Source organism: Micromonospora sp. WMMD708, from assembly GCF_049315245.1.
GTDB lineage: Bacteria > Actinomycetota > Actinomycetes > Mycobacteriales > Micromonosporaceae > Micromonospora > Micromonospora wenchangensis.
In genome coordinates, this window is the sequence record NZ_CP186060.1 from 6,382,697 (window position 1) to 6,394,861 (window position 12,165).

The window sequence follows — 12,165 nt, forward strand, 5'->3', positions numbered from 1 at the left end:
GGGGCGACGACATGTTGACCCCGCGTGTCGGCGAGCCGGCAGCGCGCGACGGTCACCTGCCGGTATGACGGTGACACCGACTGTCGGCGAGGAGGCATCCGATGAACACTGCCCGGGAGACCGTGGAGGTGGACCCGGCCCTGTTCCGGGCCGTGTACGACTCACCCGCCTCGCTGCCGGGGCGGCACCGCTGGACCACCCCGGAACACGACGTACGCCGGTTGGAGAAGCTGCTCGGGATGCCGGCGCAGAGCATCGGCGCGCCCCTGTGGGTCAGCGGCGACGAGCCGGACTGCCCCAAGTGCGGACGCCGGGCCACCTGGCTGGACATCGTCGCCTCGGCCCTCAAGGGGGTGCACGACCCACTGATGATCGCCACGGTGATCCTCGGCGACCGCCGGTACGTCAACACCGAGATCCCGGACGCGATCGCCGGGGTGCACTGCCTCGACTGCCACACCCCGGTCACCGGCCTACGCAGCTTCAAGTGCCACAACTGGGCGTACGCGTTCGAGGAGCTGGCGGTGGTGCGGGAGCGGATGCGGGCCGGGTCAGGCCCGCCGGGCGGGCCGCCGACCGTGCGGTGACGGCGGTTCCGGCCCCGGGTCGGGCACCTGCGGCAGGGGCCGGGTGACCGCCGCCGCGCCGGTGACCGTGACGGGCTCCCCGGCGTGCCGCAGGTCGACCGTCGTCTCCGGGTCGGCGTCGGGCAGCTCGTAGCGGGCCCCGTCGCGGGTCAGCGTGACCCGCAGCCGCTGCCCGTGCCAGCGCAGGTGGAAGGCGAGCCGGTCGATCCGGGCCGGCAGCCGGGGGTCGAACGAGAGCACGCCGGTGTCGTCGCGCAGCCCGCCGAAGCCCTCCACCACGGCCGTCCACGCCCCGGCCAGGGCCGCCAGGTGCAGCCCGTCGCCGGTCTTGTCGCCGAGGTCGGCGAGGTCGTGCAGCGCCGCCTCGGCGAACAGGTCGTAGGCCAGGTCGAGGTGGCCCAGTTCGGCGGCGAGCACCGCCTGGGAGCCGGCGGACAGCGACGAGTCGCGGACGGTGCGGGCCTGGTAGTAGGCGAAGTTGCGGGCCTTGTCCTCGGCGGTGAACTCCCCCGGGCAACGTTGCATGGCGAGCACCAGGTCGGCCTGCTTGACCACCTGCCGCCGGTACAGCTCCAGGTAGGGGTAGTGCAGCAGCAGCGGGTAGTCGTCGTCGGTCGTCGCCGCGAAGTCCCACTCGGGCTGCTCGGTGAAACCGGCCGCCTGCTGGTGCACCCCGAGCTTGCGGTCGTAGGGCAGGTGCACCGCGTCGGCGGCGGCCCGCCAGCCGGCGATCTCCGCCGGGTCGACGCCGAGCGCGGCGGCCCGCTCCGGGTGCCGTCCGGCGGCGTCGGCGGCACCCCGCAGGTTGCGCCGGACCATCAGGTTGGTGAAGACGTTGTCGTCGACCAGGGCGGCGTACTCGTCGGGGCCGGTGATCCCGGTGACGTGGAACGCGCCGTCGTCGGACCAGTGGCCGTAGCCGGCCCACAGCCGGGCCGTCTCCACCAGCAGTTCCAGCCCGGTGTCGGCGAGGAACTCCTGGTCGCCGGTGACCGTGACGTAGCGCAGCACCGCGTCGGCGATGTCGGCGTTGACGTGCAGGGCGGCGGTGCCGGCGGGCCAGTAGCCGGAGCACTCCCGGCCGCCGATGGTCCGCCAGGGGAAGGTCGCCCCGGTCAACCGCAGCTCGGCGGCCCGCTCCCGGGCCTGCGGCAGGTGGGCGTGCCGCCAGCGCAGCGCGCTGCGGGCCACCCCGGGCAGCAGGTACGTCAGCACCGGCAGCACGTAGCTCTCGGTGTCCCACAGCACGTGCCCGTCGTAGCCGTTGCCGGTGAGTCCCTTCGCCGCGATGGTCCGGTCGCCGTCGACCCGGCCCGCCTGGAGAAGGTGGAACACCGAGAACCGGACGGCCTGCTGGAGTTCCGGGTCACCGTCGATCTCCACGTCGGCGGTGCGCCACCGCTCGTCCAGGGTGGCCCGCTGGTCGGCCAGGAGCGCGTCGAACCCGTGCCGGTGGGCGGCGGCGGCCTCGGCGGTGACCAGGTCGGCCAACTCGCCGGGGGTGCCGCCGTCGACCGGGGCGCATTCGTACGCGGCGTACTTGGTCAGGCGGAGCCGGTCACCCGGGGCGAGCCGTCCTTCGATGGTCGTGCGCAGCCGGTCCGGGGTGTGGTCGTCGCCGTCGGTGAACCCCGCCGGCACGTCCGTGTCGTGGGTGACCGCGACGGCGACCCGTTGGGCGCTGCGGTCGGTGCGGTGCACCAGCACGCCCCGGTGGCCGTCGGGGCGGTGCAGTTCGGCGTCGAGCGGGTCGGGCACGACGGAGGCGGCGCGGGGGTCGTCGGCGCGTTCGGGCACCCGCTCGTTGGCGAGCACGTCCGAGCAGACCCGAATCTCGACCGGCCGGTCGTCGAGCGGTTCGACCTCGTAGCGGACGGCGGCGACGGCGCGTCGGGGCAGGGAGACCAGCCGGGTGCTGCGGACCCGTACCCCGTGCCCGCCCGGTGAGATCCACTCGGTGCACCGGCGTACCACGCCGGCCCGCAGGTCGAGGGTGCGCTCGTGGGCGCGGACGGTCCCGGTGCGCAGGTCGAGAGGTTCGCCGGCCACCCAGAGCCGGATCAGGGCGGCGTTGGGCGCGCTGATCACGGTGTCGCTCTCCTGCGGGAAGGCGTACCCGTCCTCGGGGTAGCTCTGTCGCCGCCGTTCGTGGAACCCGTTGAGGTAGCTGCCCGGCATGCCGTAGGGCTGGCCCTCGTCGAGGGTGCCCCGCCAGCCCACCCAGCCGTTGGACAGGGCGAAGACCGACTCGGTCTCGCCGAGTCGGTCCAGGTCGGTGGCGGTCCGCCGGATCTGCCAGGTCTGGTCCGTCTGCACGGCGGGGAGGTACCCGGTGGCGGTGGGCGGCCAATCGCGGGGACCGCTGTGAACTCGCTGTGACGGGGGCGAGGATCCGCCCCGGCATCGCGCACCATGTGACCGTTAAACCCGGTTTCCACACCTCGACAGAACTAAATGAGGTATGACACTTTGGTGAGGTGAGCAATGATTCAGACGATTACCACAGGTATTCCTGATATCAGCGAGGAGTGGTACCGCGACGTCGTCGACGTTGCCGGTGCCGTCCCGGCCCCGGTGCAGTGGTTCGCGGTGCACTTCACCGAGGCGGTGATCCTGCTGCTCGGCCTGATGCTGGTGGCCGTCGCCGTGCCCCGGCTGCGCCGACCCGACCCGTGGGGCCGGGCCCTCGCCCTGGTCGCGCCGGCCACCGTCGTCCTGGCGTACGGGTGCAGCGAACTGCTCAAGTCGCTGATCGACGAGGAGCGACCCTGTCGGGGGGCGGTCACCATCCTGGCCGCACCCTGCCCGCCGGCCGGTGACTGGTCATTCCCGAGCAACCACGCCACGATCGCCGGGGCGCTGGCCACCGCAGTCCTGCTGCTGTCCCCCCGGTGGGGTCTGCTGGCCGCCCCGTTGGCGCTGCTCGCCGCGTTCTCCCGGGTCTTCGTGGGCGTGCACTACCCGCACGACGTCCTCGCCGGCCTGCTGCTCGGACTGGCGGTGACCCTGCTGGTCGGCCTCCCGGCGGCCCGACCCCTCGCCGAACTGCTGCGCCGGCACCCCGGACCGGCCACCCGGGGGGTCGACCAGGGTCAGCGGGTCGGCTGAGCGGGGTCAGCCCGCCAGCAGGAGCGTCGCGCAGGTGCCGACGACCAGGAACGGCCCGAACGGCAGGTGGCTCGACCACCCGACCCGGCGGCTGGCCAGCAGCACCACCCCGACCAGCGCCGACAGCAGGAAGGTCAGCACCAGCCCGGTCACCACCGCCCCCCACCCCTGCCAGCCGAGCAACGCCCCCACCCCGAGCGCCAGCTTGGCATCGCCGAGGCCGAAGCCCCGCCGACCGAGCAGCAGTGTGGTGGTGGCGAAGGCCAGGCCGAGCGCCACCCCGGCGGTCACCGCCCGCAGCCACGCCCCGGCACCCGCCCCGGTCGCCGCCGCCACCCCGAGCAACGCCCAGGTGCCGACGGCGGCGGGCCAGGTAAGCCGGTCCGGCAGCCGGTGCACCGCCAGATCCACCAGCACGAGCGGGACCGCACAGCCGAGCCACCAGGCCAGCGCGACCCGCCCGGCCACCGGGCCGTCGACCAGCGCCAGCACCGCCACGGCCACCACCAGCAGCGCCTCGACCGCGAACGGCGCGGCACCGACCCGGCCCGCGCAGGCCGGACAGCGGGCCGTCGGCCCGAGCGCCGGCAGCGGCCGGTCCAGCCCGACCGCAGCGCCGCAGCCGTCGCACCCGGCCCGGTCGGCCACCCCCGGGGGTACGGAGTACCGGGCGACCGCGAGCCGCAGCACCGGTACGACCGCAAGCATCCCGGCCAGCCGCCGGACAACAGACACGGAGCGTGACGTCCGGACGGGGTCGACGTAACGGTCCGGTATCAGCTCGGCGTCCGCAGTGCAGGCCTGCACGTCCCCCGTCCCGTCGGGCGCTTCCGGTGCATCGACGGCTGCCTTCGGGAAGCGGATCGGACCAGCCTGCTCGACCCGTCCCCCATCCTCCGGCGACGCAGGCGGTTCGCCGGCCGGGCCGACCCCTTCGGCGGGTAACGACCCGCGATCGGCGGGCACCGGTGACACCGGTCGGACACCCTGGACATCGCCCACCTTCGGTCACTCCTGCCCATCACGGTGAGTGCTCGGATGAATTGCCTCTGTTGCATCGGCGCACGTCAGCCTATGCTCGCCCCTTGAGTGCGACGCAACCCCGAGCAGCCGCGTCGGACGCCACGACCACCCATTCACACAAGATCCACACAGGTAAATGCCGCAGCACCCGGAATTGTCCGATCGACATCATCCCGGAGTACCGCCGCATGCCCGGAGGCCGCCACGATCGTCGCCACCGGGCGCCACCGAGGAGGGCACGGCAATGCGTACAGGGCGATCCCGCCACTGGACCAGCTGCCTGGTCGTCGCCGTGGTGGCCGCCCTCGCCGGCTGCGCCGACCCGCCGGAGACGACCTCCGCCCCCGCCACCCGACCGGCCGGCGACGGCCGCCCGTCCACCGAGGCGGAGCAGGCGGCCGAGCGGGCCGCGCTGGCCGCGTACGCCGGATATCTGGAAGCCTCCCGGGAGGCGAGCCGGGACAGCGACCCCCGCCATCCGAAGCTGACCCGGTTCCTGGGCGACCCGCTGCTCACCCGGGTCCGGGTGGCGATCGACGACGCCCGCCGGCACGGCGCGGTCCGCACCGGGACGTTGACGTCGGAGCCCTCCGTCACCTCGGTCAGCCTTGACAGCGACCCGCCGACCGTGGAGATCCAGGACTGCCTGGACGCCACCGACTACCGGCTGGTCTACCGAAAGGACAAACGGGTGGTGCCCGGTTCGGCCGGCACCCGGCACCTGGCGACCGCCACCGCGACCCGCTACCCGGACGGCCGCTGGCTGATCAACTCCGGGGCCGCCCACGAGGACCAGCCATGTTGACCCGGGAAGGAACGCCCGTGCCGACCCACGCCGCCACCGTGTCCCCCACCGTCCCGGCCGCCCCCGCGCCCGCCGCGCGCCGTCCGCTCCCATCCGGCCTGCCCCGTCGGGTGCTGGCCGGTCTGCTGCTGGCCGTACTGGTGGCCGTGGCCGCGCCACCCGCCCCGGCGCAGGCCGCCGGCCCGGGGGTGGAGTGCCCGCCGGGCCAGAACGACTGCAGCATCTGGGACGACGACCCGGGCACCCCCGGCGACCCGGGCGGTGACACCGGGCCGGGCAGCCCGAACAGCCCCGGCGCGGCCCCGAAGTGCCAGTGGAACGGCAAGCCGCTGCCCTGCTACAACCCGAACCTCGGCTGGTTCGACAACTCCAGCGGCTGCTACTACAAGGTCGCCGAGCCGCAGGAGGAGGCCCCCGAGGGTCAGGTGTGGTACGTCCGGACCTGCAACGGCGGGGACCTGGGCGACCAGTCGATGGTGCTGCTCGACGGGCCGCCGCCCGGGTTCGGCACCCCGCCCGACCCGGAGGAGCTGGCCCGCCGGGCGCTCGCCTCGATCAGCCTGCTGCCGCCCCGCGCGTCGGTCGCCCCCCGGCGCAGCCTCGGCCCCGGCCTGGTCGGCCTGCCGGTCTGGATGTGGGCCAGCAGCGGCGAGAACTACTTCGGCCCGCTCAGCGCCTCGGCCAGCGACCGGGGCCTGACCGTACGGATCACCGCGCGGGTCCAGCGGATCGTGTGGGACATGGGCAACGGCAGGAAGATCACCTGTAGGGGCCCCGGCACGCCGTACAAGTCGACCGGCCCGAACGCCGGCAAGAAGTCGCCGACCTGCGGCTACGACGGCTATCCCAGGGTCGGCAACTACCGGGTCAGCGCCACCACGTTCTGGAACGTGCACTGGGTCGGCGGTGGCCGCAGCGGCGACATCGCGCAGACCCGCACCAGCGGCGTCGTCGACATCCAGATCAAGGAACTCCAGGTGGTGACCCGATGAGCACCCCGCACGCCACGGTTCTGCGAGCCCCGCAGTCGCGAACGGAGATCGTCCAGTGAGCGCGAGGAGTGAGCCGGTTTTGCGAGCCCCGCAGTCGCGAACGGAGATCGTCCAGTGAGTCTGGCCACCCGCGATGGAGTTCCGGTGGATGCGCCGATCGCCCCGCCCAAGGTGGTCCGGCAGCGCCGTACCCGACCCGGCCTGCTCGGTCTCGCCGTGCTGCTGATCGCGCTGGGTGGCCTCGGCGCGGCCTTCGCGGTCACCTCGGTACGGGCCACCGGCAGCTACCTGGCGATCGCCCGCCCGGTCGAGGTGGGTCGCATCCTGACCGCCGACGACCTGGTCAGCGTGCAGGTCTCCGGGGGTGCCGGGCTCTCCCCGGTGCCGGCGAAGAAGCGCGACGAGGTGGTCGGCAAGCGGGCCGCCGTGTCGCTGGTCCCCGGGTCGCTGCTCACCATGGCGCAGCTCACCGACGCCCCGCTGCTCGGTCAGGGGCAGCAGCAGATCGCGCTGGGCCTGGAGCCGAGCAGGGTGCCGGCCCGCAAGCTGCACCCCGGCGACAAGGTGCTGCTGGTCAGCACCCCGGACGAGGACTCCGACAACGCGCCGTCGTCCACCCGGTTCACCGCCACGGTGATCGACACCCTCACCCCGGAGAACGACGACGTGGTGATCTACCTGGCGCTCGCCGTCCGGGACGTCCCGGCGGTGGTGGTGCTGGCCGCGCAGGAGCGGATCGCCCTCGTGCTGACCGAGGCGGCCTGACCATGGCCATCATCGCGCTGGTCTCGGCGAAGGGGTCGCCCGGCGTCACCACCACGGCGCTGGCCTGCACCCTGAGCTGGCACCGGCGGCTGGTGCTCGCCGAGTGCGACCCGGCCGGCGGCTCGGTGCTCGCCGGGTACCTGGGCGGCCAGCTCGACGGGCCGCGCGGCATCGGCGAGCTGGCCGTGGGTGAGCTGCGCGACGGCAGCCTGGAGTCGACGTTCTGGTCGCAACTGGTCGACCTGGACGCGCCGCGGCGGGAACGGCTGCTGCTGCCCGGTGTGGTGGACCCGGCGCAGGCCGGCAGCGTAGCCCCGCTGTGGCAACGGTTCGCCGACTTCTTCCGCACCCTGGAGAAGGGCCGTCCCGGCTACGACGTGATCGTCGACTGTGGACGTCTACAGGTCTTCGGGCCGCCCTGGCCGCTGCTGCGCGCCGCCGACGTGGTGCTGCTGGTGACCCGGGCGCAGCTTCCCGGGCTCTCCGGCACCCGGTCGATGATCCGGGCCATCGAACGGGACTTCACCCACCACCGGGTGCCCCCGGGCACGCTGCGGCTGGTGGTCGTCGGCGACGGGCACGGCAAGGCCGAGATCGGCAAGGCGTTGGGGGTACCGGTGATCGCCCGGTTGCCGGAGGACCCGCGTACCGCGCAGGCGCTCAGCTTCGGCGGCACCGTCCGCGCCGGACGGCCGCTGATGCGCGCGGCGGCCGGGTTGGAGGCCCCGGTACGGGAGCTGCTGGAGCAACGGCGGGCCCGGTTGGCCTGGCCGGCCCCGGCGCAGGGGGTGCCGGATGCGGTTTGAGCCGGTCTCCCACGACCCGCGTACCCCGCCGCCGGGAGTCACCTCGACGATGCCGCCGCTGGCCCCGGTGAACGGCCGGCGCCACACCCCCGCGCCACCGCCGGCCGCCGCCCCGCCGCCGGCCCCACCTACCGCGCCACCCCGGCCGAAGGTGGACTTCGCGGTGGTCCGCGAGCTGCGCCGGGAGCTGAGCGAACGGCTCACCCAGTGGCAGCGCGGCCGGGAGTTCGACGCCGACGCCGAGGAGGTCGAGCGGGCCCGGCTCGCCGTCGCCGTGGTCTCCGGCTACGCCGACGCGGTACGCCGGGCCGGCACCCCGCTCAGCGCCGACGAGGAACGCACCCTGCTCGACCAGGTGACCGCCGAACTGGTCGGGCTGGGCCGGCTACAGACCCTGCTGGTCGACGACACCATCGAGGAGGTGCACATCCTCGGCTGTGACCAGGTGCGCATCACCCGGCACGGCGGCGGCGTCGACTGGGGTGAGCCGATCGCCGACAGCGACGACGAGCTGGTGGAGATCCTCCAGGCGGCGGCCCGCCGGGCCGGGGCCACCGAGCGGTCGCTGTCCACCTCGAAGCCGACGCTGGACCTGCAACTGCCCGACGGCAGCCGGTTGGCGGCGGTGTTCCTGGTCAGCCACCGCCCGTACGCGGTGATCCGTAAGCACAACACGCTCGACGTCAGCCTCGACGACCTGGCCGGCAGCCGCCCCGACCTGGACGAGATGATCGACCCGCTGCTGCGCGACTTCCTCCGGGCGTCCATGCGGGCCGGGTTGAACATCATGGTCGCCGGGCTGGCCGGGGCCGGCAAGACCACGGTCATCCGGGCGTTGATGGACGAGATCCCGCCCGACGAGCCGTACGTGCTGCTGGAGGAGAGCCGGGAACTGCTGCCGGCCCGCCGCGGCGACAAGCACCGGGCGGTGATGAGCTTCGAGGCCCGGGAGGGGCACGGCGAACGCGGCCTGGACGGTCGGCCCGCCGGCGAGGTGAGCATCGCCGACCTGATCCCGCTGTCGCTGCGGATGGGCGTGCTGCGGATCATCGTCGGTGAGGTCCGGTCCCGGGAGATCGTGCCGATGCTCCAGGCGATGACCACCAGCCGTGGGTCGATGTGCACCATCCACGCCCGTACCCCGGCCGGGGTGAGCGAACGGATCATCGAGCTGGCCCTGGCGCACGGCCGGGAGATGACCGTCGACCAGGCCCGCCGGATGGCCGGCAACGCCCTCGACCTGATCGTCTACGTCACCGTCGAGGACGAGACCGCGATCGGCGGACGCAAGCACCGGTTCGTCTCCCACGTGGAGGAGGTGATCGGGGTCGGCGACGCCAACCGGATCACCACCACCACCGTCTTCGGGCCCGGCCCCGACGGTCGGGCAGTCCCCCGCCACCTGCCGGAACGGGTCCGTGGTCAACTGCTGCGGGTCGGCTACGACGCCCGGCTGCTGTCCCGCTTCATCGAGGCCGGCGCGGGCGCGTGGCGTAGGCCCCGGCACAGCCGCCTCGCCCCGGCGGTACGCCGATGAGCACCATCGAACTGCTCGCGGTGGTCTCCGGCGCGGCCTGCGTCGGCGGGATCGTGCTGGCCGTGGTGGCGCTGTTCGGCACCACCAAGCCGACCCGACCGGCCCGGAGTTCGACCACCGGGCTGCGCCGGCTCTGGCTCGGCTCCGGCACCAACCGGCGGGACCAGCGGGCGCACCAGATGACCCTGGGCGCGGCGGCGGTGGCGGGGGCGCTGGCGTTCCTGCTGACCGGGCTGCCGGTGGTGGGGCTGATCGTGGCGGTGGCGGTGCCGGGCGTGCCCTGGCTGTTCGCGGTGGGCCGGGCCGAACAGCGGGCGATCACCCGGATCGAGGCGGTCGGCGAGTGGACCCGCCGGCTCAAGGACGTCTCCAACACCGGGCAGGGCCTCCAGCAGGCGATCGTCACCACCATCGCCACCGTCCCGGAGGAGATCCAGGAGGAGGTACGGCTGCTCGCCGCCCGCCTCCAGGCCGGCTGGACGGCCCGGTCCGCCCTGCTGGCGTTCGCCGACGAGATCGGTGACCCGGTCTGCGACCAGGTGGTCGCCGCGCTGATCCTGCACCTGACCGACCGGGGCGAGCGCCTCGGCGACGTGCTCGGTTCCATCGCGTCGGCCGCCTCCGCCGAGGTGGCCACCCGGCGCGAGGTGGAGGCCAAACGCACCCAGCCCCGGTTCGCGGTCCGCTTCCTCACCGGGATGACCCTGGCCGTGCTGGCGTACGGGCTGGTCAACACCGAGTACGTCAGGCCGTACGGGACGTTCTTCGGTCAGGTGCTGATGGCGGTGCTCGCCACGGCGTTCATCGCCCTGCTGGCCTGGGTACGCGCGATGAGCCAGCCCCCGCCGCCGCCCCGGTTCCTGCCGAGGCCCGACCCGGCGGAGGTGGTCGCGTGACGCTCAACTGGCAGCTCACCATCGCGGTGCTCGGCGGGGCGGCCATCGGGCTCGGCCTGTTCCTGCTGGTCCGGGAGGCGTTGCCGGCCTCCCCGGCGCTCGGCCCGGCGCTGCGCCGGCTGCACCAGCCACCGGGCACCGCCGTCGCCGCCGGACGCGGACCGGACTGGTTGGGGGGCTTCGCCCGCTGGCTGCGCCCGCCGCACCGGCAGCTCGCCCTGCTCGACCAGACCCCCGAGCAGTACACGATGTCGATCCTGCTCTCCGCGCTGGTCGGGTTGGCCACCCCGACGGTGGCGGGGGCGCTGCTCTTCCTGGCCGGGGTGAGCATGCCGGTGGTCGTACCGGTGCTGGGCAGTCTGGGGTTCGCGCTGGTCTGCGCGCTGCTCGCGCACCGGTCGGTGCTGGCCAAGGCGGACACCGCCCGGGAGGAGTTCCGCGCCGCGGTCTGCACCTACCTGGACCTGGTGGCGTTGCAGCTGTCGGCGGCACACGGCCCGGTGCAGTCGCTGGAACGCGCGGCGGCGGTCTGCGACGGCTGGGTCTTCGCCCGCATCCGGGAGTCGTTGCGGATCGCCCAGATGCAGATGCACTCGCCCTGGGACGAGTTGCAGGAGCTGGCCGAGAAGATCGGCATTCCGGAGCTGGGTGACGTCGGGGCGATCATGCGGTCCTCCGGCAGCGAGGGTGCCCAGGTGCACGAGACGCTGCGCAGCCGCGCCGAGTCGCTCCGGGACCAGATCCGCACCGACAACCTGGCCCGCGCCGAGGGCGTCACCAGCCGGCTGGACATTCCCGGCTCGCTGCTCGTCTTCGTACTGCTGGCCTTCGTCCTCTATCCGTTCATCGCCCGCCTCTGATCAAACCCTCCCCAAGGAGTCCCGCCATGCACCTCGTCACCTTCCTCTACGCGGCCACCGTGGCCCGGCTGGCCGAGCTACGCCGCGAGGCGGATCGGGGCGACAGCCCCGTCCCGACCGCCGTGATCATCGCCGGTCTGGTCGCCGCCGGCATCGCCGTCACCGGCATCGTGTTGACCAAGGCCGAGGGCTGGATGAACGGCATCCCGACCAAGTGACCCGCGTCCCCCTGGTCGGCTCGCGCCGGGACCGGACGGCCCCCACCGCCCGGTCCCGGCGCGCACCCAGGCGCGCACCCGACGCCGGGCGTGCCGTGCCGGCCCGGCTCCGCGCCGCCGGCCGGTCCGCCCGCCGCCGGCTCACCGACGGGGGTACGGACCGGGGGGCCAACCCCGTGGAACTGGCCGTGGTGATGCCGGCGGTGCTGGTGCTGCTCTTCGGCTCCGTCCAGATCGCCGCCTGGTTCGTGGCCCGGTCGACGGCGATGCACGCCGCCCAGAGCGGGGTGAACGCGCAGCGGGTCCTGGAGGCGCCGGCCGGGGCGGGTGAGGCCCGCGCCAAACACTTCCTGGGTGCCGCCGGGGACTGGCTGGTCGGCGCGAAGACCACCTGCGCCACCACCGCGACCGAGGTGACCTGCACGGTCACCGGGAAGTCCCTGAGCGTCATCCCGGCCGTCCGGTTCGACGTCCGGCAGACCGCCCACGGCACCGTCGAACGGTGGACCACCCCGTGACCGCCCACCCGCCCCGGCGCACCGGGCGAACCCGGCGTGGCCTGCTGACC

At 73.9% G+C, this 12,165-nt stretch carries 13 protein-coding genes; 11 read left to right on the top strand and 2 right to left on the bottom strand.

The annotated features are described in order from the left end of the window. Window positions 1-101 precede the first annotated feature (101 nt). Window positions 102-587 (top strand): hypothetical protein, encoded by a 486-nt coding sequence (locus ACN260_RS28220; RefSeq protein WP_422753832.1) that lies wholly within the window; start codon window positions 102-104, stop codon window positions 585-587. Here the strand turns inward: ACN260_RS28220 and ACN260_RS28225 are convergent. Then, window positions 552-2,903: a glycoside hydrolase family 65 protein gene (locus ACN260_RS28225; RefSeq protein WP_422753833.1), complete on the bottom strand. Its 2,352-nt coding sequence runs from the start codon at window positions 2,901-2,903 to the stop codon at window positions 552-554. The two genes, ACN260_RS28220 and ACN260_RS28225, sit on opposite strands and share 36 nt — an antisense overlap. Before the next feature lie 168 nt (window positions 2,904-3,071). Here ACN260_RS28225 and ACN260_RS28230 point away from each other — a divergent pair, with 168 nt between their 5' ends. Continuing rightward, window positions 3,072-3,695 carry a phosphatase PAP2 family protein gene (locus ACN260_RS28230; protein WP_422753834.1) on the top strand — a complete coding sequence of 208 codons (624 nt, stop codon included), beginning with the start codon at window positions 3,072-3,074 and terminating at the stop codon, window positions 3,693-3,695. Window positions 3,696-3,701: 6 nt separating this feature from the next. On the opposite strand, the gene ACN260_RS28235 is transcribed toward ACN260_RS28230, so the two are convergent. Next, window positions 3,702-4,403 carry a prepilin peptidase gene (locus ACN260_RS28235; RefSeq protein ID WP_422756855.1) on the bottom strand — a complete coding sequence of 234 codons (702 nt, stop codon included), beginning with the start codon at window positions 4,401-4,403 and terminating at the stop codon, window positions 3,702-3,704. Between the two features lie 559 nt (window positions 4,404-4,962). Here ACN260_RS28235 and ACN260_RS28240 point away from each other — a divergent pair. The 9 genes from ACN260_RS28240 (at window position 4,963) to ACN260_RS28280 (ending at window position 12,115) form a co-directional block, all read left to right on the top strand. Continuing rightward, window positions 4,963-5,523: a hypothetical protein gene (locus tag ACN260_RS28240; protein WP_422753835.1), complete on the top strand. Its 561-nt coding sequence runs from the start codon at window positions 4,963-4,965 to the stop codon at window positions 5,521-5,523. Next, window positions 5,517-6,515 (top strand): hypothetical protein, encoded by a 999-nt coding sequence (locus ACN260_RS28245; RefSeq protein WP_422753836.1) that lies wholly within the window; start codon window positions 5,517-5,519, stop codon window positions 6,513-6,515. The genes ACN260_RS28240 and ACN260_RS28245 overlap by 7 nt, the downstream gene beginning before the upstream one ends. 114 nt (window positions 6,516-6,629) lie before the next feature. Next, window positions 6,630-7,280: an SAF domain-containing protein gene (locus tag ACN260_RS28250; protein WP_422753837.1), complete on the top strand. Its 651-nt coding sequence runs from the start codon at window positions 6,630-6,632 to the stop codon at window positions 7,278-7,280. A 2-nt stretch (window positions 7,281-7,282) separates the two neighbouring features. Further along, the gene (locus ACN260_RS28255) at window positions 7,283-8,086 is read left to right on the top strand and encodes an AAA family ATPase (protein WP_422753838.1); all 804 of its coding nucleotides are present in this window, start codon (window positions 7,283-7,285) and stop codon (window positions 8,084-8,086) included. Beyond that, window positions 8,076-9,623: a CpaF family protein gene (locus ACN260_RS28260; protein WP_422753839.1), complete on the top strand. Its 1,548-nt coding sequence runs from the start codon at window positions 8,076-8,078 to the stop codon at window positions 9,621-9,623. The genes ACN260_RS28255 and ACN260_RS28260 overlap by 11 nt, the downstream gene beginning before the upstream one ends. Continuing rightward, entirely contained in the window at window positions 9,620-10,519 is a 900-nt protein-coding gene (locus tag ACN260_RS28265; protein WP_422753840.1) for a type II secretion system F family protein, read from the top strand. Before ACN260_RS28260 ends, ACN260_RS28265 begins: the two co-directional genes overlap by 4 nt. Then, complete coding sequence (locus tag ACN260_RS28270) at window positions 10,516-11,379, top strand: type II secretion system F family protein (RefSeq protein ID WP_422753841.1); 864 nt, start codon at window positions 10,516-10,518, stop codon at window positions 11,377-11,379. Before ACN260_RS28265 ends, ACN260_RS28270 begins: the two co-directional genes overlap by 4 nt. A 26-nt stretch (window positions 11,380-11,405) precedes the next feature. Then, entirely contained in the window at window positions 11,406-11,597 is a 192-nt protein-coding gene (locus ACN260_RS28275; RefSeq protein WP_422753842.1) for a hypothetical protein, read from the top strand. A 95-nt stretch (window positions 11,598-11,692) separates the two neighbouring features. Then, window positions 11,693-12,115 carry a TadE family protein gene (locus tag ACN260_RS28280; RefSeq protein WP_422756856.1) on the top strand — a complete coding sequence of 141 codons (423 nt, stop codon included), beginning with the start codon at window positions 11,693-11,695 and terminating at the stop codon, window positions 12,113-12,115. The last annotated feature ends 50 nt before the right edge of the window (window positions 12,116-12,165 follow it).

What these genes read in the sequence shown, in the direction of transcription:
- ACN260_RS28220 (WP_422753832.1), top strand. Translation starts at nt 102, where the DNA reads ATGAACACTGCCCGGGAGACCGTGGAGGTGGACCCGGCCCTGTTCCGG.
- ACN260_RS28230 (WP_422753834.1), top strand. Translation starts at nt 3,072, where the DNA reads ATGATTCAGACGATTACCACAGGTATTCCTGATATCAGCGAGGAGTGG.
- ACN260_RS28235 (WP_422756855.1), bottom strand. Translation starts at nt 4,403, where the DNA reads ATGCTTGCGGTCGTACCGGTGCTGCGGCTCGCGGTCGCCCGGTACTCC.
- ACN260_RS28240 (WP_422753835.1), top strand. Translation starts at nt 4,963, where the DNA reads ATGCGTACAGGGCGATCCCGCCACTGGACCAGCTGCCTGGTCGTCGCC.
- ACN260_RS28245 (WP_422753836.1), top strand. Translation starts at nt 5,517, where the DNA reads ATGTTGACCCGGGAAGGAACGCCCGTGCCGACCCACGCCGCCACCGTG.
- ACN260_RS28255 (WP_422753838.1), top strand. Translation starts at nt 7,283, where the DNA reads ATGGCCATCATCGCGCTGGTCTCGGCGAAGGGGTCGCCCGGCGTCACC.
- ACN260_RS28260 (WP_422753839.1), top strand. Translation starts at nt 8,076, where the DNA reads ATGCGGTTTGAGCCGGTCTCCCACGACCCGCGTACCCCGCCGCCGGGA.
- ACN260_RS28265 (WP_422753840.1), top strand. Translation starts at nt 9,620, where the DNA reads ATGAGCACCATCGAACTGCTCGCGGTGGTCTCCGGCGCGGCCTGCGTC.
- ACN260_RS28275 (WP_422753842.1), top strand. Translation starts at nt 11,406, where the DNA reads ATGCACCTCGTCACCTTCCTCTACGCGGCCACCGTGGCCCGGCTGGCC.